We start from the raw sequence: 22,727 nt of genomic DNA on the forward strand, positions 1-22,727 counted from the left end.
GAGTGGCTAATGGAAACGTTAGTGTTTAAATATAAAGCCGATCGAAAGTTAACTCAGCGCGCACATGTAGGTGTTGTTGGTTCAGGGGATTTAGAAATTTTAATGGTTCCTTCTGATGAAGAACATGCTCACGTATCAGTACGAACAGGAAGTGAAGGGTTTAGCGAAACCTGGAAAGCCGTATTAGACCGGTTCTTTAGTGTTCATACCATTCAAGCGAAAATTGTAATTAATGATTTTGGTGCTACGCCTGGTGTAGTCGCCTTGCGTCTTGCACAAGCTTTGGAGGTGAGTGAAAATGGGAGTGAATAATCAAAGCTTTATTGAGTTAAATGGAAGAGAACGAGCGCAGGCAATCTTAGATCAAGGAACATTCTGTGAGCTGCTTGGGCCCTTTGACGGAATCGAATCGCCTCATTTACCTAAGCAAAATATTGTTCCTCAAAGCGATGATGGTGTCATTATAGCAGATGGGCTGATAGCAGGAGAGCCAGCCGTTGTCATTTCAATAGAAGGAGGGTTTCAAGGGGGAGGCATTGGTGAAGTATCGGGAGCTAAAATTGCAGGAGCTTTAGAACTAGCCCTTAATAATCACAAAAAAGGTATTCCTGTTAGACCTGTTTTTCTATTCGATACAGGAGGGGTAAGGCTCCAAGAAGCGAATTATGGACTTTTGTCGATATCTGAAATTGGCTCAGCTGTGGTTGCTTTGCGTGAGCATACACCTGTTGTCGGAGTTATTTCAGGAAATGTAGGCTGCTTTGGAGGAATGTCCATCACTGCTTCACTCTTTAGTTATCTCATTATGACAAAAGAAGCAAGGTTTGGCCTTAACGGCCCTGAAGTGATCGAACAAGAAGCAGGGGTTGAAGAGTTTGATGCAAGAGACCGAAGCTTAATCTGGAAAACGATTGGCGGTATTCAACGCTATGAAACCGGGTTTGCAGATGCCTTAGCACAGGATGATGTCACTGCTATTCAACGAGCGGTTCAAGAGACGTTTCAGAAGAAAGAAAAAGTAACTAGTAAAACAGAACAAGTAGATTTTTACAGACATTTGCTTAGTAAGGTTGATCCTTCAGAAAAACTGGCTTCTGATCAGTTTCAAGCATTGTATAAAGCAACAAAAAATGAACCTATCCCTTCAACAGTCTCTTACTCGCTAAATGAAGTTCCAGGTAACATGCCCAACAGCCGCGGTCGCGTGTGGATCAACGCCTTAATAAATGATGAAGAAGCAGATTTTGAAATTCCTTCCGTTCTTTATAAAGACGCATTGCTAGGAAGAGAAAAGGTCCGATATATCTCCGTTGTACCTAATCCTTATAATCGTTTCTTACGTGCACGGAAAGGGGAAGTAGGACTAGATGAAGGCTGGGCAATTGCCAAGCACGTTCGTGAAGTAATAAAAGAAGATCGAAATCAATCTCCGCGCCCTATAATCGCCATTGTGGACGTACCGAGTCAAGCGTATGGCTATCATGAAGAACTTCTAGGTATTCACTATGCTTGCGGTGCTGCGGCTGATGCTTATGTAGCAGCGCGCTTAGCAGGTCATCCGGTTATTACGTTAATTGTCGGAAAAGCAATTTCAGGAGCATTTCTGGCTCATGGATACCAATCAAATCGAATTGTGGCTTTAAAAGACGAAGGAGTGAATGTTCACGCCATGTCCAAACAGTCGGCAGCGCGCATTACTAAAAGAAGTATAAAAGAACTTGAAGAAGCTTCAAAGAAAGTCCCGTCCATGGCTTATGATATTGAATCATTTGCCTCACTTGGCGCTTTATATGAGCTGGTTAGCGGTATTCAAGCAGAGCAGCCCACAGATCGCGACGTTCAAACGATTCAAGATATTTTGACTGGAGCGGTAGAAGATGTACGCCGTGAAGGTGTGTACGATTTAAGCAGCCGGCTATACAGTGAGCAAGCAAGGAAGGAAGGGCGTAAAGCTTCTTTAGTAGTAAGAGGTGAGTTGGAAAGACAATGGAATATATAGCTCATGATTTGCTTCAGTTAAAAGAGGAAGCAAAGCTTATCAGTTATACACCTATCCCCGAGTGGGTGGAGCATTCTTTAGCGAAGGCTCCGTTTGTAGTTGTAAGGCGGGCTGTTCACCGAGATAGCCTGATACCTGTTGGAGTAAGAGGAGAAAGAAGAAATCAGCGTTTTGGAGCATTTGTATCTGAGCAGGCCGTTAAACAAAGAATTAGGCCGGAAGATCTCGTTTCTATTTTTCAAAACGGGCACTTTAGAAACATGCCAGCCATAGGTGCTTTAAAAGAAGTCGCTATTATTTTAAAAGATTTTGCGTGGGGACCAACCGGCAGTGTTGGATTCGAATTTGCAAGTGGTGCCGAAGTTATTACAACAACTAGTGATTTGGATATACTTATTCGCCTTTCTTCTTATTTGTCGGTGGAACAAGCGCAACTGATAGTTAATCAGTTAAAAGAGTGTCCAGTTTCTGTAGATGTACAGGTAGAAACAGAAAAAGGAGCATTTTCTCTGGTGGAATATGCAAGGGGAGAAAAGACGCTGCTTCTGCGTACTGTATATGGACCTTCCTTAGTAAAACTGAATCAATTAGTATAAAAGACGGAAGAGGTATTTGCACCTTTTCCGTCTTTTCTGTCAATACCAGCTTTTTTCCTTGCTTAACAAGCGCTTTGCTTCAAAAAAGAATATTTGAATAAATTTTTTGGTGTTAATGCGAATCGGCAAAATTTTAGAATCTCCCTGTAATTCTTTCATTTTTTTACGAACAGCTGTAAAGTCAAAAAACTTAGAAGCATAATTTTCAAATTTCGGATTTGAAAAGTCTGTTAATCCAATAGAAGCAAAGTGATTTAGTGAGTGAGTAACTGCTCGTCTTATTCGCTGTTCACAGGCTTTGGTTTCGCGATTAATTTCAATGGAAGACGCGTGAGCTCCTAATTTTTTCTCAGCCACATTCACAAAAATATTTTTTAGAGAAGGGAAATGTTTTTCCACACTTTCTCTTTGGTCATAAGTGTACAGAAACTGTAAAATATCCAGTAAATCTTTTGCACCATTTTCTCCTACAATACCTAACTCGGCTAATAAGAATTTACCTACATCGTATAGATGGGCTTGTTTCGTTACCGGCTGACTTGAAGGGAGGGGGTGATGAGCTGTCGCTAAACTATTCAAGGAGGTTTTAATATCATCGATTGATTTCTCAAGGGAGATTCGTTCCATTACTTTTCGAATAACCGTTAAAATTTCAATTCGGTTAATTGGTTTTGTAATATAGTATTCAATTCCTAATGAGTAGGCCTCTCCTATCAATTCTTTGGACTCTACCTGTGAAATCATAATCATTTTTCCTTTAAATGAATCTTTTAAATGACGGATCGTTTCGATTCCGTCCCGTCCTGGCATAAGTAAATCGATAAATAAAATATCAATTTGTTTTAAATTTAACGTAGAGGCATCTAAAAAGCTTCCGTCGACGACTTCTTCTACAACTTCTCCTAAATCCTCATCTTCAATCAGCTGACTGAGCGTTGAACGAATAGCTGAATCGTCATCTGTAATACAAAATCGCATAAACTCATCCTTTCTGAATTAGATTACGAAGGGGGATTTGAATGATAAACGTCATTCCGCTGTCTTCTTGTGTAGCTTTAATCGTACCTTCAAGTTCTTGAACAATATCTTTTACATAAGAAAGACCAATGCCAGTAGAGGGGTTTCCAAATTGATCGTACTTTGAGGTGAAACCAGGCTCAAAGATAGCTTTTTCGTACTTTAAAGGTACTCCAGGACCGTTGTCTTGTACATGAAATTCTACATGTTCAGCTTGTCTATGTACCGATAAAACAATCCTTCCTTCATCTTTAATCGCTTCCACTGCGTTGGCTACCAAGTTATTAATGATCGATAAAATGGTGTAAACGTGGTAGCTGAAATGTTCCCCGTTTACAGAAGAAAAAAAGGTAATTTGTTTGTGAAGAGAATCGGCATATTTTTTGTTGATGCGTACGATCAGCTCGATTAATTCCTCTGCTTTCATATAATTTTGGAAACTTTCATTTGAAATTGTTTTAGATAAGCCCGCAAAAATACGCTGGTTGTCTTTTTTTACTTCGTGAATATCTCCGGCAATCCGAAGCGCTTTTTTACTGAGCGTTTGGTTTAGCACAGAATGATCTTTTTCCTGCTGATTTAATACGCGGTATAAATCGTACGAAGCTTTTGTAATCGCTTCTGTATTATGAAGGGTCTTTTTTAAATGAACGGTTTCTTCATAAAGGCTTGTAATGAGCATTAGCATGTGCTCATTTTGTTTGCGAATTTGACGTTCTCGTGACTGTGATTCATAAATCGTCATCATATTAAAAAAGCTAAGTACAATGAAGCTGTGAGCAAAAGCAATAACCGCCATGTCAGATAATGAATCGACATGGATTGTTGTGTGCAAAACTATATACTGCGCAGTTAGTTCCACTATATCAGCAGCAATTTCAATGATGAGTCCAATGAATCCAATTACAATAGCACTATAGTTCATGCGGCTTACCTTAAAAACAAAAAATAAAAGTGCATACGTAAAGTAGAAGAAAAACGTAGGGTAATGCGTATGTGCAGAAGCCGCAAATTGAAAATGATCGAGCATGATATAATCGAGCATGATGCGAAAGAGAACGACACTTAAAGCGGTTAACAAGCCCCCGGCTAAAACGGTTTTCCGTTTTAAAAGCAACAGGAAAAAGAAAAATGTAGGAGCTCCAAATGTAATTCGAAATGTTTCATTTAACGGATAAAATTTTAACTCTCCCGCCAGGGGGACAGTAATGAGCATGAGCAATAAAATGTACGGATCTTTTCGAATGAAAGATTTAAAATTCAGATAATTACACCTCCTGAAGTGGTTCGTGAATTAGTATACATTGTGACAGCGTCCAGCACAATGGAGAAGAGTGCCAAAGATAAAAATATAATTCCAAAAAGTTTTGTAGGTTTTTGTATGCTCTCGTAGGTTGCATTGTACATTAAAAACGAAAATGAAATCTCGCTTTATGAAAGCGCTTTAAAATAAAAAGTTAATTAAGTGATGAGGTGATTTTAATGAAAAGAGAAATTGAACAGGAAATGTCTTACTTACAGGTCACTGCAAAAGAACAGTTACATGAGTGGGTAGAGCAAATAAAAGAATTTTCTTCAGAAGGAAAAACGGCTGATTACATTCCAGCTCTGAAAGATATGGACTCGTCTCAATTAGGTATTTGTTTGATTGGTGCTGACGGTACTGTTATCCAGTCTGGAGATTATGAATCGGTATTTACTCTTCAAAGTATCTCTAAAGTTATTAGCTTTATAGCAGCTTGCTTATGCTGCGGCATTCCTTATGTGCTAGAGAGAGTGGATGTAGAGCCAACTGGAGATGCATTTAATTCTATTATAAGACTGGAAATGCATAAACCAGGAAAGCCGTTCAATCCTATGATTAACGCCGGTGCTTTAACGGTTTCATCTCTTTTATCTGGGGAGACGGCAAAAGAAAAATTAAGCTATTTGTTTGATGTGATAACAATGCTTACCGGGAAAACACCACTCATTAATGAAACGGTCTTTGAATCAGAATGGCAAACGTCTCATCGAAATCGTGCGCTTGCCTACTATTTAAAAGAAACGAACTACTTACAAGGAGAAGTAGAAGAGGTTCTAGAGGTTTACTTAAAGCAGTGCTCAATTGAAGTAACGACTGAAGATATTGCACTGATTGGATTAATTCTGTCATTAGACGGATATCATCCAGTGTTTCACAAACAAGTAATTCCAAAAGAAGTAGCTAAATTAACAAAAGCGCTCATGCTTACATGCGGTATGTATAATGCTTCAGGAAAGTTTGCGGCATTTGTTGGTATGCCAGCTAAAAGCGGTGTATCGGGAGGAATCATGTCATTGGTGCCGCCTAATACGAAAAAGCAGTCTCCATTTCCAGACGGATGCGGTATTGGAATATACAGTCCAGCTATTGATGAGTACGGGAATAGCGTAAAAGGCGTTACGCTGCTAAAAAAAATCGCAAAAGAATGGGATTTGAGTATTTTTTAGTCTATTTACGTACTCTTCATTCGCTTCAATAATATAAACACCAAGAGAAAAAACTTTCATGTTTTGCATTTGTTCTACCAAATTTTTTAATGAGGTGATAGGCATGCAACAAGCAGTTGAAAGTGTGATTAGCGTCATCAATGATTTTTTTTGGTCGAATTTATTAATTATTTTACTTGTATCAATTGGTATTTATTTTACGATTCGCTCTCGTTTTTTGCAGTTTCGCATGTTGAAAGAAATGGTACTTGTTTTGAAAGAAGGACGAGCGGCTAAAGGTGGAGGAGTCTCCCCGTTTCAAGCTTTTTGCATAAGCATGGCAGCTCGAGTAGGAACGGGAAATATTACAGGGATAGCGATTGCTATTGCACTTGGTGGCCCGGGTGCTGTATTTTGGATGTGGATTATTGCCATTATCGGTTCAGTATCAAGTTTTGTAGAAAGTACACTCGCTCAAATTTATAAAGTAAAAGGATCAAACGGGTTTCGAGGAGGGCCCGCTTATTATATGGAAAAAGGGTTAAATAAAAGGTGGATGGGCGGGCTATTTGCTGTACTCATTACACTATCATTTGGCCTGGTGTTTAACGCTGTGCAGTCTAATACGATTACGCTAGCATTTGAGAACTCTTTTGGAACGAGCCGCTTGTTGATTGGGATTATTATGACAGTTATATTTGCGATAATTATTTTTGGCGGAATCAAACGCATCGCCAAGATATCGGAATACATCGTGGTCGTATTAGCCGTTTTATACATTGGAATGGCTCTGTTCATTATCTTTAAAAATATTGATCAAATGCCTGCGGTTCTATCTCTAATTGTGAAAAATGCATTTGGGTTTGAACAGGCGCTTGGGGGATCAATTGGTGCAACGTTAATCAACGGAGTAAAGCGCGGACTGTTTTCCAATGAAGCAGGAATGGGAAGTGCTCCCAACGCCGCGGCAACTGCAGTGACGAGTCATCCAGTTAAACAAGGTCTTATCCAAGCATTTGGTGTCTTGACGGATACACTCGTGATTTGTACAAGCACAGCATTTATCGTTCTCTTATCCCCCGCCTATAAGCAGGGACTAAGCGGCATTGAATTAACGCAGGCTTCTCTTAGTACCCATATCGGCTCTTGGGCATCAGGGTTTTTAGCTATTATGGTATTTCTATTTGCTTTTAGTACGTTAATTGGGAATTATTATTATGGAGAAACGAATATTGAATTTTTAAATTCAAATAAGGTGTGGCTTTGGTCTTATCGTGTAGGTGTTTTAGCGATGGTTATTTTTGGATCGGTCGCTCAGCTTCAGCTTGTATGGAATTTGGCAGACTTATTTATGGGGATGATGGTAGTCGTGAACTTGATTGCTATTTTTCTATTATCGAAAGTGGCATTTTCTGCCTTGCATGACTATACTCAGCAGAAAAAGGAAGGGAAAAATCCAGTCTTTTATAGAGATGCGCTAGAAAACAATCAAAATATTGAATGTTGGGAAAGAGAATCTACTCCATCCTCTTCTGAAAAAAAGAATATTATCTAAAAAAAGTTCAGCCAATTGGCTGAACTTTTTTTATGCGTTTTTCTTTAATTCAGATTGCACAGTGTCTTTAGAAAATAATGTTTCTTTCACACCGTTAGTTGCTGCTTTCGTTTTTACCGCAAAGATTGGATTTAAAATAACAACTACGAGTAAGTTAGATAACAATCCCCAGAACCCTTCATAAAGACCAAATGAATTTCCTGTGGCATGAACGGTAAACGTTACAACCAGCCCTACTACTAATCCAGCAATCGTACTTTCTTTCGATTGATTTCTCCAAAACAGGCTGATAACGATAGCCGGGAAGATTTGTACCATACCGGATACCCCTAGTAACTGTAGGGAAACAAGTGCTTGAGGGAATAATAAACCAAATAAAAGTGCCAGTCCAATAACAACGAAAACCATAGAACGAGTAACCATTGTTAATGTTTTACCCTGTACATTTGGATTAATTAAATCTCTAAATATATTATTTGCAAATAAGTTAGACGCTCCGATAGCCATGATAGAGCATGGAATTAATGAAGCAAGAGCAATCGTTGCATAAGCTAACCCTTGGCCAATGCCGCCATATGAATATTGAATTAAGGTTAATAATGCTAATCTAGGGTCCGTCGTATCTTGAGGTAATACTTGATAAGCAATAAATCCTAAGAAGATGACTAGAATTAAAACGATATTGTAAAGCGGTAAGAAAATAGCATTTTTACGAAGCGAATCTGCACTTTTAGCAGTGAAAACACCTGTAGCAGCGTGGGCCCACATGAATAAAGCTAAAGCAGATACGAGTGATGCTGTAATAAACCATGGAATGCCTTTAGGTCCTTGTGTTGGGATCGTTAATAGCTGAGGTGCATCCTTTGCAACATTGTCGATCATGTTGCCCCAGCTTCCAAAATGCATAATTGGCAGAGAAACAACCATAAATAACATAATCGCCCATACTAAAATATCTTTAATAATTGCCGTATATGTGGGACCTTTAATTCCGCTGAAAAAGGTATAAAGAGCCACAAGAAAGAATGAAAGAATAACGACAGCTTTTACGTTAATGTAGCCAGTTCCTGCAACGCGAAGAGTATCTTGAATACCGCTAAGCTGAAGATCAATATATGGAATGAGCATCAATACACCTACTATGGCAATTAAAGAGGAGAGAAATTTACTGTTAAAACGTTCTCTGGCATAATCAGCAAGCGTAGTAAGTTTGTGCTTTTTAGCAACAGTCCAAAGCTTTGGAAGAAAAAAGTATGAAATTAAAAAGGCTAAAACAGAGTAAGGAATGGCAAAAAATGCGATGCTTCCTCCCTGATAAGCTGTACTCGTAAGACCTAGGAATGTATAAGCAGTATATAAATCTGCTCCTACTAAAAGCCAGACGAGCAGGCTTCCAAAACGTCTTCCACCTACAGCCCACTCTTCAACTGAGCTTCTAGATGATTTGTCACGTCCCGCTATAAAGCCAATTGCGATAACGACAAGAACAATTGCTGATGTGATTAAAAGTGCGGTTAAATTTCCTTGCATTATTCAATGTCCCCCCAAGATTTTTGTAAACGATAAATAATAAATGTACACACAGGCGTTAAGAAGACCCATAAAAATAACCATAAATGCAAAAGAGGTAATCCAAAAATAATTGGATGAATGTTATTTACAAAAGGTAAAAAAGCGAATTGAGCAATAAATGGAATGATGAATAAAATAAAAATTATGAATTTTCTGTTCAATTTTACTCCTCCTACTAAAAATTTATCTAACAATGTTCACTATGATAGCAAGTCTGACATGGTAAAGCAATAAGTTTTTTGAAAATTTAGTTATAATCTATGGAAATTTTTTTAGAAAAACAAAAAAGAGCTTATGATGGGAGTATATTTGAAATGATTATGCAAGAAAAAAAGGGGGATAATCTAAGCGAAGTTGCTCTTGAAGCAAAAAAGAGAACGGAAAAGAAGAAATTTAGTTTTGACCGGGAAGTTTTTGTTATTTCGCTGAGATAAAGTATATTGCTATTGCATCATAAGAAAAGAATTTGTATGTTCAAATAGAGATTCATGGAAAGAATAAAACAAAGCAAATAAAAAAACTAGACAATAAGTGCTTGTCTAGTTCCACCACTCTGTCAATGGTCCTTTGTCGCCATAAACAGGATCTGTTGTAGGAATAGGTACTTGTGCAATTTCATCAAATACGTGAGGGCGATCAGTTTGTTTTCCTGTTCGTAAATTGTACTCCATGCCCTCTGGATAAGCTCCAACCACTTTAAAATCAGCAGTTGACTGCAGACGCATATGCCCTGTACCTGCAGGAAGTACGAGCACATCACCAGCATGCACCACGATATTTTCCCCCATATGTCCACCTAGTTTTAAACGCGCAGATCCGCTAATTACACCTAGTGCTTCATGAGAATTGCTGTGGTAATGGTGAAAATCATATATGCCGCCTACCCAGCTATTTTTCCAGTCGTGAGAATTAAAAATGCTCTCCACTTTCGCTTTCTTACTAATAAATACGTGTTCATACAACAAAACTGGAAGACGAGGGTGATTTGGAATGGTTCCGTCGTCATCAAAATAAAGAACTTTTACATTTGCATAATTCATAAGCATCCCTCTAACAATCTTTTTTTCGTAATTTTCCCTGTTTTTTGCTGGCGTAAACAGAGAAGTTTGCTCGAAGTACTTCATTTGTTGCGAAGTGCATGATATGTAGGTTTTAACGTTTTCCTAAAAGAAGTCTCCCACTTCAAGCGTAGCTATGTGGTGGGCAGTTCCCTTTAGTATCTTTTCTTCATATTGTATATAAGTAAAGGGTCTAGTGCAAGAATTCTATGGATATATAGCTGTTAATTCTTATTTTGTAAATGAATAATGTATATTAATATAATTTTTAGAAGGTGATCTGCTCGTGGAGTAAAAGAATCAAATAATAGAAAAAGTTAGGATTTTAGTTCTTTTTATAATTAAAAAGAGATTTTTAGAAGATTAATTCGGAATTTTACGAATAATTTATTATTTTTAGAAAAGTAATGTAAACATTTTTGTGTATTGAGTAATAGTAATGAATGTTATATACTGATAAAAAATATATTCCTATATGTGACTGGCGCAACATGGATGACCATGGGGGAGCATATAGCGTATAAGCCGCGCGCCTGGGCAAACACTTGAGAAAATTTCGCAAGTGTTTTTTTTATTTTCCTAGGGAAGAGGAGTAGATTTGGATGAGCAATATGCAAAGGAAGATGGGAACATTTGCTTTAACCATGACAGGCATAGGTTCGATTATCGGTTCAGGATGGCTGTTTGGAGCATGGAAAGCAGCTCAAATTGCGGGACCCGCGGCTATTTTTTCATGGGTTATTGGAATGGTGGTTATTTTGACCATTGCTCTATCATATGCTGAACTGGGCGCGATGTTTCCACAAGCAGGGGGGATGGTCAAATATCCTCAGTATTCACACGGATCATTTATTGGTTTTTTGGCTGCTTGGGCTAACTGGATTTCAATCGCTTCAACGATAACAGTGGAGGCTATTGCATCTGTGCAATATATGAGTACTTGGCCGTGGAAATGGGCTCGCTGGACTCATGAATTAGTAGACAATGGCATTTTAACGTCCAAGGGGTTGGCAGTTGCGTCTTTGTTATTATTCGTTTACTTTTTTGTGAACTATTGGACGGTAAATCTCTTTGCTAAAGCAAACTCATTTATTACGATTGTTAAATTAATTATTCCTGGTTTAACGGCAGGGGCTTTATTTTTTGCTGGTTTTCATAGTGGAAACTTTTCAAGTGAGCATGGGGTAGCACCTTACGGATGGGCCAGTGTTTTAACGGCAGTGGCAACATCAGGTATTGTGTTTGCATTTAATGGGTTTCAAAGTCCTGTAAATATGGCAGGAGAAGCAAAATCACCTAATAAATCGATTCCGATAGCTGTAATTGGTTCAATTTTTATTGCAGGAATTGTATACATTATATTGCAAATTGTCTTTATCGGAGCAGTAAGTCCGTCATCAATTGCTGATGGATGGAATCATTTGAATTTTAACTCTCCTTTTGCTGATTTAGCGATTGCGCTTGGAATTAACTGGCTAACAATTGTGTTATACGCAGACGCATTTGTTTCTCCTTCCGGCACAGGTGCTACATATACGGCAACTACTTCTAGAATGTTATACGGGATGCAGCAAAATGGATACTTGCCAAAGATATTTGGTACTCTTCATCCACTTTACAATGTCCCGCGCCCAGCTATGTGGCTAAATTTAGCAGCTTGCTTCTTGTTTCTCTTTTTATTTAGAGGATGGGGTGTCTTAGCAGAAGTGATCTCAGTAGCGACGCTTATCTCTTATATTATGGGTCCTGTAGCGCTTATAACATTAAGAAAAACGGCTTCACACTTTTACCGTCCATTTTATTTAAAAGGGGCATCAGTTATTGCGCCATGCGGCTTCGTTTTTGCTTCCTTGACGCTTTACTGGGCAAGGTGGCCACTTACAGGTGAAGTGATCTTTATTATGGCAATTGGCCTGCCTGTTTATTTTTATTACCAAGCGAAAAATAAATGGGTGGGCTTTAAAAAAGAATTTTTAACCGGGGCTTGGATGCTTATCTATTTAGCGTGCATGATTTTTATTTCCTACATAGGAAGCGAAAAATTCGGAGGAAAAAATATTTTGCCTTTCGGATGGGATATGCTAGTGATTGCTTGCGTATCATTAGCTTTTTATTACTGGGGAATTAAAAGCGGCAAATCTAACCGATATATGAAAGAAGCTGAACAAATCAATCAAGAAAATTTTAAATCTAAATAAAAAAACACGAGCCCGTGCTCGTGTTTTTTTATTTAGGTGAGTAGAGAATTTAGACTTATTTTTTATCAAAATATTGTAAAAAATATAGATTTTAAGGTTTAAGTATTTATACAGAGGGAACCTTTATTTGGGATAAAGTTCTAAAAAAACAAAATAAAGGGGATTAGGCAGCTGTGAAAAAAATGAATGTTTTGGCTTTGGCTTTTGTACTTATGCTAGTATTAGCAGCTTGCAACAGTTCCAAGGAAACGGGAGGATCCACTTCGGCTAAAAATAAGGCGATTGAAGCATCCATTGACAGCGCATCTTATATTTTAGTAGATAGTGATGAAGGAGCTACAAGTGAAGAAAAAGGGCTGTTGAAAGTTGATTTAAAAGTGAAAAATGTATCCAAAAACAGTATATCTTTATCGGATTATGACGGTGTGTATTTATACGAAGGAGATGAACAGCTGTCTCCAAAAACGGGAGTGAACAGTCGTGAGCTTGGACTAGAAAGCAGTGCATCTGACAAGATTGGCGCTGGAAAGCAAAAAAATTTAACGTTTGTCTTTGAAGTCAAAAAAGATAAAAAGTACAAAATTGGGCTTCAGCCAAAATCATCTGATTATGATGAAGAAATTGACGAAGTGACATTAACACTGGATACGAAAAAGTACGCGAAAAGCTATAATAAGCTGCAAGACCCAGAAAAAGCTCTGCAAGCTTACACAGAAGTCCTTTACTTAAACAAAGAAAACGTAGACTATGATAAATATGTAACAGCAGATAAAACAGCTGTCATAGAAGAACAGAAAAAAGCGTTTAATGAGGAATTAAAAGGTGCGTTTTCTAACAGTTTAACCGACAAAGCAAAAAAAGATTTTTTTAACATGTATAAAGATGTTTTAAAAGAAAAAGCAAGTGTGAAAACAAATATGATTGCGAATGCAAATAATAAAGCCGTAGTAGAAGTGGAGTACACTACTCTTGATTTATCAGACTTATATTCATACGTATCGCAGCTTAAGCGAGCATACACAGATGAAACGAAAGATTACGATACACAACACTCTGAAGAGTTTGCGGCTTCTAAATTCAAAGATATTGTAAATGAATTAGAAACGAAAGAAGGAAGTCGTCCCCTACGAATTTTTATGGTGAAAGAAGATGGGAAATGGACTGTAAAGTCAAGTGACCTATACAGTGATTCTTTAGGTAAAACGTTTGGATCAAGCTATATTCGATAGACAAAAAAGAGAAGAATTTTTCTTCTCTTTTTTGTTTTCTGTAAATAAATCAACGAGTTTTTTGTAAAGCTAAATTTATCAAAATATGCTAGTATAGGTTCATTCATTCTTTTATTCTTATTATGATAGGCATCAATGGAGGTTCTTACTAATGAAAGCAAATTATTGTAAAGATACAAAGGCCGTTCGAACGAGCCGCATTTTTCCTAATGATATTAATAATCACAATACGTTATTTGGCGGAAAGTTAATGAGTGATATTGATATGATTGCGTCCATTTCAGCTTATCGTCACAGTCGTACAGAGTGTGTGACAGCTTCAGCAGACTCTATTCATTTTCTGCACCCTATTACGCCTCAGGATTCTGTATGTTTGGAGTCATACGTATCATGGACAGGTCGTTCATCCATGGAAGTGTTTGTGAAAGTGATTAAAGAAAATTTAAAAACCGGGGAGCGTCAAATTGCAGCTACATCATTTTTAACTTTTGTGGCAATGGATGATGATGGAAAGCCCCGCGCAGTACCGGAGCTTATTCCAGAAACAGAAGAAGAAAAATACCTGTTTCAAACGGGGGCAGATCGCGCTGCCACGCGTAAACAAGTGCGTAAAAAAAGCAATGAACTAGCCTCGGTATTGGATTTAGGACAACCTTGGTAGCATAAAAGAGAGGCCGAGACAAAAGTATTTTAGCTCAAATGAAAAACGAACCATTAATCAAAATGTTTGATTAGCGGTTCGTTTTTTTTGTTATGGTGAACGTAGGTTTCATCTGTTTCGTTTCTTCTAGCAGTTGATTGGAGGGCAAGACGAAGACTCCGGGGGGAAAAGCGGAAGCGACGAGGAGGCTCAGCGACCACCTGCGGAAAACAAAGTCTTGCACAGAAATCAACTGCGGCGTCACAAGCGGTTCGGCTTATGTATCCCATTTGTTCGTCTTTAGATTGGATTCATTTAGTTATGTCTTAACCTCTCTTTTATATTTGATGAATCTCCTCTCCTGAACGAGAGGAGGAAATAAAATTATATGAAATTTATTTTCGTTCATGGTAATATGAATTTAATATAATTTTCTAAAAAGTTTAAAAAGTACAATATTTATGAAGAAAGGTGTCGTGTCTAATGGTAACAGTAGAAGCAGCAGAAAGACAAAACAGCAGCACTGCCCTGCGCCGTGATGTAAAGTTTCTCGGTCAATTGTTAGGGAAAGTTCTGGTTCACCAAGGTGGAGAAGAACTGCTCAGCAAAGTAGAAAAAATACGCGAAGTAGCAAAATCACTTAGAGAAAACAAAGATGAAGTTATCTATAAAGAAATAAAAAATGAAATCGTTACTCTTGAACAGCCGATGCGCGAGCAGGTTATTCGGGCGTTTGCAGTTTATTTTCATTTAGTTAATATTGCAGAGCAAAATCATCGAATTCGTCGCAGACGCGAATATCAGCAGCAAGAAGATTCTATTATGCAGCCGGGCTCATTGGAAAGTGCCGTTGTTTCGCTTAAAAATAATGGCGTGGCGCCAGACGTAATTGCTAACTTGCTTCAAACTCTATCTCTAGAGCTCATCATCACTGCTCATCCAACAGAAGCCACTAGACGAAGTGTCCTTGATATTCATAAACGAATGGCTGAGCTTCTGAAAAACTTGGATAATCCAACGTTAACAAAACGTGAACGTACGGAAATTGAAGAAAGACTGTTTAGCGAAGTATTAATTTTATGGCAAACAAATGAACTGCGAGATCGCAAGCCGACTGTGATGGATGAAGTATCCAATGGATTATATTATTTTGATGAAACGTTATTTGAAGTGCTTCCTCAACTTCATCAGGAGTTAGAAAATTCATTGCAGGAGAATTACCCTGAAGAAAATTGGAAGGTGCCTAATATTCTTCGATTTGGTTCATGGATTGGCGGAGACCGAGATGGAAATCCAAACGTAACTCCTAAAGTAACGTGGCAAACGCTTGTCAAACAAAGGAAGTTAGCTATTCGTAAATATAAAGAGTCGCTTACTCAATTGAGACAAAGGTTAAGTCAGTCTACAAAAAGAGTCGCAGTTTCAGATAATCTTCTTGATTCTATTAATCAAGAAATATCGCTGCTGCCTGAGAAAAAGCGATGGAGAATCAAACACGAAGTATATCGCTGCAAGCTTACGATTATGCTTCATAAATTAAATTTAGTTGGAGAATCGGAAGCAGGCTATCAAAGGTCGGAAGAACTTCTACATGATTTATTTCTAATCAAAGATAGCTTGCAAAAGCACCAGCCTCAGGATTATCAGTTAAAAAGCTTATGTAAATTAATTCGCCAAGTTGAGCTGTTTGGTTTTCATTTAGCAACGCTTGATATCCGTAATCACAGCGGGGAACATGAAGCGGCAATCAAAGAAATTTTCCATGCTGTTTCTTTAGCTGAAGATTATTCAGCGTTAACGGAAGAGAAAAAAGTTGAGCTGCTAGGGAAAGTTCTTCAAGACCCAAGACCTGTGATATCATTTGTAGAGAATTACTCTAAAGAAACGCAGCAAGTAATTGAAGTATTTAATATGATACATCGAGCACATAAAGAATTTGGAGAAAGATCTATTGAAGTCTACTTAATCAGTATGACGCAGTCTGCAAGTGATTTATTAGAAGTCATGGTACTCGCCAAAGAAGCGGGTATTTATCGCCTTCATGCAGATGGCCGCATTGAAAGTAAGTTAAATATAGCTCCGCTGCTTGAAACGATTGATGATCTCACAGCAGGTCCTAAAATCATGGAACAGCTATTTCAATTAGATTTTTATCGAGAGCACTTAAGGAAACAGCAGGATTTGCAGGAAATTATGCTTGGCTACTCAGATGGAAGTAAAGACGGAGGAACGCTTACTGCTAATTGGAAGCTCTATAAAGCGCAGCAGGAAATTCACGATATGGCGAGGAAGTATCAAGTTCGTCTGAAGTTTTTCCATGGCCGAGGCGGCTCACTAGGCCGAGGAGGTGGGCCGTTAAACCGAAGCATTTTATCTCAGCCTGTTGAGACGCTAGGAGACGGCGTCAAAATTACAGAGCAAGGAGAAGTTCTTTCTTCTAGATACTCTTTATATGACATTGCTTACCGAAGCCTTGAACAAGCGGTTTCAGCTCTTCTTACAGCGGCAGCAAATGTTTCTCAAGAAGCTGAACAATGTGATATTCGTACACATGAATGGGAAGAAACAATGGACGAGATTTCAACTGCTTCTTTACGTAAGTATCAAGAGCTTGTTTTCAAAGATCCAGACTTTTTAACGTACTTTAAACAAGCTACACCTCTTCCTGAGCTGGGGGCTTTAAATATTGGGTCACGTCCAATGAGTCGAAAAGGAAGTGATCGCTTTGAAGACTTGCGAGCAATTCCGTGGGTATTTGCATGGACGCAAAGCAGACAGCTGCTTCCAGCCTGGTACGCTGCAGGTACAGGCTTACAGCATTTAGTAGAGAAATCCGGAGATATACAGCTTCTTCAGCAAATGTATAAAGAATGGCCATTCTTCCGCTCGACCGTCGATAATCTGCAAATGGCCTTAACAAAAGCAGATTTAATGGCAGCAAAAGAATACACGGAAATGGTACAAGATCCGGTTATTTCAGAGCGGATTTTTACCGCCATTAAAAAAGAGTATAATCTCACAAAAGAAATGATTCTTCAAATCACAGGTCAAAAAGAATTAATGGATCATCTTCCTACGATTAAAGAATCTATTAAATTACGAAATCCGTATGTGGACCCTCTAACGTTCTTACAAGTTAAGGTCATTTCCAAGCTGCGTGAAGATGAGGCTGGAACGTTAAATGAAGAACTTTTAAAAGAAGCGTTATTAACGATTAATGGTATTGCAGCAGGGTTACGTAACACAGGCTGATGATACTAAAAGACACCTCAAGAAAATAAAAGAGGTGTCTTTTGTTTATTCTTCTCACATAAAGAACTGCCTGTCAGTTCCCTCTCTTTTAAAGAGAACTTCCGCCTGCGAAATAGGCATTGAGAAAAATCAATGATAGAATAGAGAAGGAATGGAAATATTCTACAAATGGGTGCGGGTGACGGGATAACTAGATTGAATATGGAGGACGAGGACAATGGTAAAAAATTCGCAAATCTTCATTGAAGCTGACTCCGAGAATTCTATATTTATTGGACTGGAATTTTGTGAGTATACACAAAAAATGAATCCTACTTGTTTGTCCAAACAGCATATAAATGTGCTTATTCATCCAGAAGAACTCACTGTGGAATTTAAGAAAACAAAAAGTGATAGAACTATCGACGATTTTCATCTGATGCATATCGTTCCGGTTCATTGCTTTAATTATTTATTATGTTCGATTTCGCAAGGTATTGTTACAGATGTTCAGCTGAAAGCGGTCGGTCATCAAGGAGAAACGTTGTTTGAAGAAAATCTTACATTGAAGTTTCATGAAAAAGCGACGGATTATGAAGAAACCCTCTCATTTTTCAAACATTTAAATCAAGAAATACAAAAGCAGACGAAAAAATATACAGCCAGTTATATGAGCTCATAATAAAGCAAGCTGCGGTTTTTAAAACCGCAGCTTTTATTCGTTTAACCGAAAAAATTATGTTAGAGATGCTTACAAAGCAAGAGATTTTTCAGTGGGAAATTGATAAAGTAAAACTAAGAGAAATCAGTGGACAGAAAAGCTTTTAGCGGCTGGCCGCTCTTTATTCAATATATAAGGGTTAGATTTTAAGATTAAAAAAATAGCGATGAATACGTATTGTCATTGTAGATGAAGTGCTAAGGTCGCTCTATCTGCAATCATGTAGAATCTTCGCGCGCTTATAGTCTGTTTTACGGAACGAAAAAGCTGCGGAATTAGAAGCACTCCTTCTATTTCTGCGGTTTTTTTTATAAACAAGAAATAAATTTACTTATTGTACGGAGGCGATGCAGATGATTAAAGATTTAGTATTGGCTAAGGAATGGCTGCCTGCAGCTTATTCACATGATTTAACAGATCAGCCCTTGCAAGTAACGATTTTAGAAGAGCGAGTTGTGCTTTTTCGCACAACTAATGCCATTAAAGCATTTAAAGATTTGTGCATCCACCGCGGTGCAGCGTTATCTCTTGGAAAAGTGGTAGATGATTGCATTGTATGCCCTTATCACGGATGGAAATACGATGATGCCGGGGCTTGTGTGAAAATTCCTCAACAGCCGCCGGGAAGAGCTATTCCTTCAAAAGCAAAAGCACAGGTGTATGACTGCGTTGAAAAGTACGGGATTATATGGGTGAAGATGAACAGCGAGGCAGGTGATACTCCTCTTCCCTTTTATGATGAACATCTTAACTCCGGATTCAAAACGGTTTGCGCCAACCCTCATACTCTGCAGGCAGCAGCTCCTCGTGTGGTAGAAAACTTTCTAGATGTAAGCCATTTGGCTTTTGTTCACGAAGGAAGCCTTGGGCACTCTGACTACGCCGAAATTCCTGATTATAAGGTGCATTGGAAAGATAATCGCTACGTTTCTGATGAAATTGCTGTGTACGCAGATGCAGATGGTACGGGTAACTTTGCGACTATTTATTATACCTTTGAAATTCTTCGTCCTACCGTTGCAAGGTTGAAAAAAGTGAACTACGAAACGGGTGAAATCTTTTCAATGCTGTTTGCGGTTTTACCTGAAGAGGAAAGGAAGTCCACGGTGTTTGCGCTGGTTTCTAGAAACTATTCGTTTGATGCACCTGATCAATATTTCCGCGATTTTCAGCAGCTTATTATTGAACAAGATACCAGTATTGTGGAAAGTCAAAAACCAGAAGAGCTGCCGCTTGACTTACAAGCAGAGCTTCATTTGAATCCGGACCGACTGAGTATTGCGTATAGAAGATGGCTCGGCGATTTAGGAGTAACCTTTGGAAGTGACATAGGATCAAGATTAAAAAAAGCTGCTCAATAAAAAAAGAAGAAAGGAGTCTCCTTTCTTTTTTTATGTATGCTCACGGATAAGCTGCTGATAGCTATTAAAAAGGGTAGGGTATGTTAATCGGCTTAAGATGACGCAGGAAAGCGTAGCAGACGCTAGAATAGTAAAAACGATAAGCAGCTGGAATTTGACAGCTTGTATCGGATCTGCCCCTCCAATAATCTGGCCTGTCATCATACCCGGAAGCTGAACGAGTCCAATTGTTTTTTGACTTTCTACAGTAGGAATCATGCTAGCTTTGATTGCGGCATTTAAAATACTATGAATAGCTTGTTGAGGAGTGCCGCCAAGCGCCAGAATCAATTGAATTTCGTCTCGTCTTCTATTTACTTCAGCATCTAACCGATTTAAAAATAAATTGGCCAAAATCATCGAATTTCCAATAATCATACCACTGACAGGAATGATATATCGCGGAGTAGCAGGGATAATATGTAGTCCGAGCATAACGCTTTGGGTCAGGATTTCTACAATAAAAAGAGTGACAAATACACGAAAGAAAGCTTTAAATCCCTGCTTTTTTTTCTTTACAACATTTTGGGAAGCGACCGTCAGCATAACGAATAAAATGAGAATCATAAAAGCAGGGTGATTCGCGTCAAGAATAAAAGATAAAACATATCCTATCACTAACAGCTGAACGGCTGCTCGAATACTGGCAATGATAATATCTTTTTCGAGTCCTATCCGAAAAGATTTTGATAAAAAAAGAGCAATAAAAACAAAAATGATTGTAAAAATCAGTGAAAGTGAACTCATAGAAAGGCTCCTTCAATAAATTGTTTTGTTTCAGCTTTTACAGGAGCATGAAAAAAGGTCTCCGTCTTCGCTTTTTCTACAATCACTCCGTTCATTAAAAGCCAGACTTCCTCTCCTAAACGTTTCGCTTGATCTAAATTATGGGTAACCCAAATAATCGTTTTATTCTGCTCTTTATGTAAATGAGAAATAAGCTGTTCAATTTCATGAGCAGAAGTGGCATCCAAAGCGGAAGTGATTTCGTCTAAAAGTAAAAGGTCAGATCCGTTCGACAGCGTGCGGGCTAATGATAACCTTTGTCTTTGACCACCGGATAAATCTCTTGCATCCTGCTCTAACAAGTCAGGGGAAAGACCGGTTAAGGCACAGAGTTCTTCAGGCATAATATCCTGCTTGCCATGCAGTTTTTGAACAAGCATCATATTATCACGCACTGTTCCATCAATAACAGGAGCTGATTGAAAAGCAATGCCCACTTTTTTTCGTAAATCAGAAATATTCCATTTGCTAATGTCTTTTCCATATACTTCAATGCTTCCTTCATCAGGTGCGGAAAGTAAATTGCACATGGAAAGAAGGGTGCTTTTTCCGGATCCTGATGGTCCTACCATCATGACGAGCGAGCCTTGCATCACTGTACCCGATATGCCTTTTAAAACACTATGTTCTTTATCCTTAAATGTTTTATGAACGTCTGTAAATGTGATAGCAGGTATTGAATTGAACGTGTTCATAGTAACTCCTTTTTCATTCGTTTTGTTTATTGTAGCATAAGCGAAAGTATAAAAAGTTATTGGATGATATAAAAAAAGCTGTGAAAAATCACAGCTTTTAAACAGTTGTATTCACTTTTTGGCTGGCTTTTAAGGCATAATCTAAATCTTCAAGAAGGTCGTCGATTGCTTCTGTTCCAACCGATAAACGAATGAGTTCTGGCGTCACACCCGAAGCTTTTTGTTCGTCTTTAGATAGCTGTTGATGAGTGGTGCTTGCCGGGTGAATAATGAGTGATTTAGAGTCGCCGATATTGGCTAAATGAGAAAATAACTGAACCGAATCAATTAACTTAGCCGCAGCGTTTTTTCCTCCCCTTACACCAAAGGTTAAAATTGCTCCTTGCCCTTTAGGCAAGTATTTTTGTGCCAAAGAATAGGAAGGGTGGGAAGGAAGCCCCGCATAATTTACCCATTCTACTAATTCATGCTGCTCTAAAAATTTCGCTACCTTTAATGCGTTTTCGCTGTGACGCTCTAATCGCAGATGGAGTGTTTCTACCCCTTGAAGGAGTAAAAAGGAATTAAAAGGTGATAAAGCAGCTCCAATATCTCGTAAAAGCTGAACGCGCGCTTTTGTAATATAAGCAGCTTCACCGGCAGCTTCTGTGTATACAAGGCCATGGTAACTTGGATCTGGAGTTGTTAAGTCTGGAAATTTCCCGCTCGCTTCCCAATCAAATTTTCCACTGTCTACGATAACACCCCCAATTGCTGTTCCATGCCCTCCAAGAAACTTAGTAGCAGAATGAACGACAATATCTGCTCCGAAATCGATGGGACGAAGAAGGTAAGGGCTTGGAACCGTATTATCAATAATAAGAGGAATTCCATGTTCATGGGCAATGTCTGCAACTGCTTCGATGTCTAGCACATTTCCCTGCGGGTTTCCAACGGATTCAGCATAAATTGCCTTTGTTTTGGAAGTGATTGCACTTCTAAAATTTTCTGGATTATCGGCGTTTACAAATTTGACGGTAATGCCCAGTTTAGGAAGCGTAGACGAAAAGAGGTTGTATGTTCCCCCATATAAACTGCTTGCTGATACAATTTCATCTCCTGCGGAAGCGATATTCAAAATGGAAAAGGTAGTAGCTGACTGACCCGAAGCTACTCCTAGAGCACCTACCCCGCCTTCTAACTCAGCAATTCGCTGTTCAAAAACGTCCGTAGTAGGGTTTACAATTCGAGTGTAGATGTAGCCTTGTTCACTTAAATTAAATAAAGATGCAGCGTGCTCCGTATCTTTAAAACCAAATGAGCTTGTTTGATAAATAGGTACCGCACGCGAAAAAGTAGCCGGGTCAAGCTGTTGGCCAGAATGGATGGCTTGTGTTTCAGGACGAAATGGTTTCTTAGCAGACATTGAAACTCCTCCTTAAATATAAAACTTACAAAAAACATAGGAATAATAAACTTTAATCATAATATACGAATTATATTGAACGATGTCAAATTATAATTAGAATATTTAGAAAATATAAATAAAATTAATACTGTAATTCAGCATTAAGACATCTCTTTAATTTCTAAAAATACC

Annotated in this window: 21 protein-coding genes and 1 riboswitch; of the genes, 13 read left to right on the top strand and 8 right to left on the bottom strand. The window is 38.4% G+C overall.

The window, feature by feature from the left end; all coding sequences use genetic code 11:
• The first annotated feature begins 9 nt into the window (after nucleotides 1–9).
• Genes ACFX4N_RS17980 through ACFX4N_RS17990 form a run of 3 tightly spaced genes read left to right on the top strand, consistent with a single transcriptional unit; the run spans nucleotide 10 to nucleotide 2,595 of the window.
• Entirely contained in the window at nucleotides 10–312 is a 303-nt protein-coding gene (locus ACFX4N_RS17980; protein ID WP_013055506.1) for a malonate decarboxylase subunit delta, read from the top strand.
• Nucleotides 299–1,999: a biotin-independent malonate decarboxylase subunit beta gene (mdcD, locus tag ACFX4N_RS17985; protein ID WP_192100521.1), complete on the top strand. Its 1,701-nt coding sequence runs from the start codon at nucleotides 299–301 to the stop codon at nucleotides 1,997–1,999. The genes ACFX4N_RS17980 and mdcD overlap by 14 nt, the downstream gene beginning before the upstream one ends.
• Nucleotides 1,987–2,595, top strand: a complete 609-nt coding sequence (locus ACFX4N_RS17990; protein WP_013055508.1) for a malonate decarboxylase holo-ACP synthase — start codon at nucleotides 1,987–1,989, stop codon at nucleotides 2,593–2,595. Before mdcD ends, ACFX4N_RS17990 begins: the two co-directional genes overlap by 13 nt.
• A 39-nt stretch (nucleotides 2,596–2,634) precedes the next feature.
• Here the strand turns inward: ACFX4N_RS17990 and ACFX4N_RS17995 are convergent, their stop codons facing one another.
• Together ACFX4N_RS17995 and ACFX4N_RS18000 are read right to left on the bottom strand one after the other, a co-directional pair.
• The gene (locus ACFX4N_RS17995; protein WP_013055509.1) at nucleotides 2,635–3,573 is read right to left on the bottom strand and encodes a response regulator; all 939 of its coding nucleotides are present in this window, start codon (nucleotides 3,571–3,573) and stop codon (nucleotides 2,635–2,637) included.
• A gap of 4 nt (nucleotides 3,574–3,577) precedes the next feature.
• Complete coding sequence (locus ACFX4N_RS18000; protein ID WP_057274346.1) at nucleotides 3,578–4,828, bottom strand: sensor histidine kinase; 1,251 nt, start codon at nucleotides 4,826–4,828, stop codon at nucleotides 3,578–3,580.
• A 266-nt stretch (nucleotides 4,829–5,094) separates the two neighbouring features.
• Between ACFX4N_RS18000 and ACFX4N_RS18005 the strand changes: the two genes are divergently transcribed.
• Nucleotides 5,095–6,084 (top strand): glutaminase, encoded by a 990-nt coding sequence (locus ACFX4N_RS18005; protein ID WP_035439364.1) that lies wholly within the window; start codon nucleotides 5,095–5,097, stop codon nucleotides 6,082–6,084.
• Nucleotides 6,085–6,187: 103 nt separating this feature from the next.
• A complete protein-coding gene (locus ACFX4N_RS18010) occupies nucleotides 6,188–7,618 on the top strand; it encodes an alanine/glycine:cation symporter family protein (RefSeq protein ID WP_057274347.1) in 1,431 nt (476 codons plus the stop codon).
• A 30-nt stretch (nucleotides 7,619–7,648) separates the two neighbouring features.
• Here ACFX4N_RS18010 and ACFX4N_RS18015 read toward each other — a convergent pair whose 3' ends face one another.
• Both ACFX4N_RS18015 and ACFX4N_RS18020 read right to left on the bottom strand, forming a co-directional pair.
• On the bottom strand, nucleotides 7,649–9,148 hold the full coding sequence (locus tag ACFX4N_RS18015) for a sodium:solute symporter family protein (protein WP_013055513.1): 1,500 nt from the start codon (nucleotides 9,146–9,148) through the stop codon (nucleotides 7,649–7,651).
• Nucleotides 9,148–9,351, bottom strand: a complete 204-nt coding sequence (locus ACFX4N_RS18020; protein ID WP_013055514.1) for a DUF3311 domain-containing protein — start codon at nucleotides 9,349–9,351, stop codon at nucleotides 9,148–9,150. Before ACFX4N_RS18020 ends, ACFX4N_RS18015 begins: the two co-directional genes overlap by 1 nt.
• Before the next feature lie 99 nt (nucleotides 9,352–9,450).
• Here ACFX4N_RS18020 and ACFX4N_RS18025 point away from each other — a divergent pair, with 99 nt between their 5' ends.
• Nucleotides 9,451–9,624: a hypothetical protein gene (locus ACFX4N_RS18025; protein WP_170959555.1), complete on the top strand. Its 174-nt coding sequence runs from the start codon at nucleotides 9,451–9,453 to the stop codon at nucleotides 9,622–9,624.
• Between the two features lie 105 nt (nucleotides 9,625–9,729).
• On the opposite strand, the gene ACFX4N_RS18030 is transcribed toward ACFX4N_RS18025, so the two are convergent.
• Nucleotides 9,730–10,230: a cupin domain-containing protein gene (locus ACFX4N_RS18030; RefSeq protein WP_231101671.1), complete on the bottom strand. Its 501-nt coding sequence runs from the start codon at nucleotides 10,228–10,230 to the stop codon at nucleotides 9,730–9,732.
• 485 nt (nucleotides 10,231–10,715) lie between these two features.
• Nucleotides 10,716–10,794: riboswitch (ZMP/ZTP riboswitch) on the top strand.
• Between the two features lie 56 nt (nucleotides 10,795–10,850).
• Here ACFX4N_RS18030 and ACFX4N_RS18035 point away from each other — a divergent pair.
• From ACFX4N_RS18035 to ACFX4N_RS18065, 7 genes are all read left to right on the top strand, one after another.
• The gene (locus ACFX4N_RS18035; RefSeq protein WP_013055516.1) at nucleotides 10,851–12,446 is read left to right on the top strand and encodes a glutamate/serine transporter AimA; all 1,596 of its coding nucleotides are present in this window, start codon (nucleotides 10,851–10,853) and stop codon (nucleotides 12,444–12,446) included.
• Nucleotides 12,447–12,628: 182 nt separating this feature from the next.
• Nucleotides 12,629–13,675: a DUF5105 domain-containing protein gene (locus ACFX4N_RS18040; protein ID WP_194719151.1), complete on the top strand. Its 1,047-nt coding sequence runs from the start codon at nucleotides 12,629–12,631 to the stop codon at nucleotides 13,673–13,675.
• 151 nt (nucleotides 13,676–13,826) lie between these two features.
• Nucleotides 13,827–14,336, top strand: coding sequence for an acyl-CoA thioesterase (locus ACFX4N_RS18045; protein WP_013055518.1), 510 nt, complete (start codon nucleotides 13,827–13,829; stop codon nucleotides 14,334–14,336).
• 133 nt (nucleotides 14,337–14,469) lie between these two features.
• Complete coding sequence (locus ACFX4N_RS18050) at nucleotides 14,470–14,619, top strand: hypothetical protein (RefSeq protein ID WP_377261962.1); 150 nt, start codon at nucleotides 14,470–14,472, stop codon at nucleotides 14,617–14,619.
• Nucleotides 14,620–14,798: 179 nt separating this feature from the next.
• A complete protein-coding gene (gene ppc / locus ACFX4N_RS18055) occupies nucleotides 14,799–17,567 on the top strand; it encodes a phosphoenolpyruvate carboxylase (protein WP_013055519.1) in 2,769 nt (922 codons plus the stop codon).
• A 217-nt stretch (nucleotides 17,568–17,784) separates the two neighbouring features.
• Nucleotides 17,785–18,228: a hypothetical protein gene (locus ACFX4N_RS18060; RefSeq protein ID WP_057274350.1), complete on the top strand. Its 444-nt coding sequence runs from the start codon at nucleotides 17,785–17,787 to the stop codon at nucleotides 18,226–18,228.
• A gap of 392 nt (nucleotides 18,229–18,620) precedes the next feature.
• Nucleotides 18,621–19,628, top strand: coding sequence for an aromatic ring-hydroxylating dioxygenase subunit alpha (locus tag ACFX4N_RS18065; RefSeq protein WP_057274351.1), 1,008 nt, complete (start codon nucleotides 18,621–18,623; stop codon nucleotides 19,626–19,628).
• A gap of 30 nt (nucleotides 19,629–19,658) precedes the next feature.
• On the opposite strand, the gene ACFX4N_RS18070 is transcribed toward ACFX4N_RS18065, so the two are convergent.
• The 3 genes from ACFX4N_RS18070 to ACFX4N_RS18080 form a co-directional block, all read right to left on the bottom strand.
• Nucleotides 19,659–20,414, bottom strand: coding sequence for an ABC transporter permease (locus tag ACFX4N_RS18070; protein ID WP_013055522.1), 756 nt, complete (start codon nucleotides 20,412–20,414; stop codon nucleotides 19,659–19,661).
• On the bottom strand, nucleotides 20,411–21,148 hold the full coding sequence (locus ACFX4N_RS18075) for an ABC transporter ATP-binding protein (RefSeq protein ID WP_029324823.1): 738 nt from the start codon (nucleotides 21,146–21,148) through the stop codon (nucleotides 20,411–20,413). Before ACFX4N_RS18075 ends, ACFX4N_RS18070 begins: the two co-directional genes overlap by 4 nt.
• Nucleotides 21,149–21,245: 97 nt before the next feature.
• Complete coding sequence (locus ACFX4N_RS18080) at nucleotides 21,246–22,553, bottom strand: homocysteine synthase (protein WP_013055524.1); 1,308 nt, start codon at nucleotides 22,551–22,553, stop codon at nucleotides 21,246–21,248.
• Between the last annotated feature and the right edge of the window lie 174 nt (nucleotides 22,554–22,727).

The organism is Priestia sp. YIM B13551, assembly GCF_042787905.1.
GTDB lineage: Bacteria > Bacillota > Bacilli > Bacillales > Bacillaceae_H > Priestia.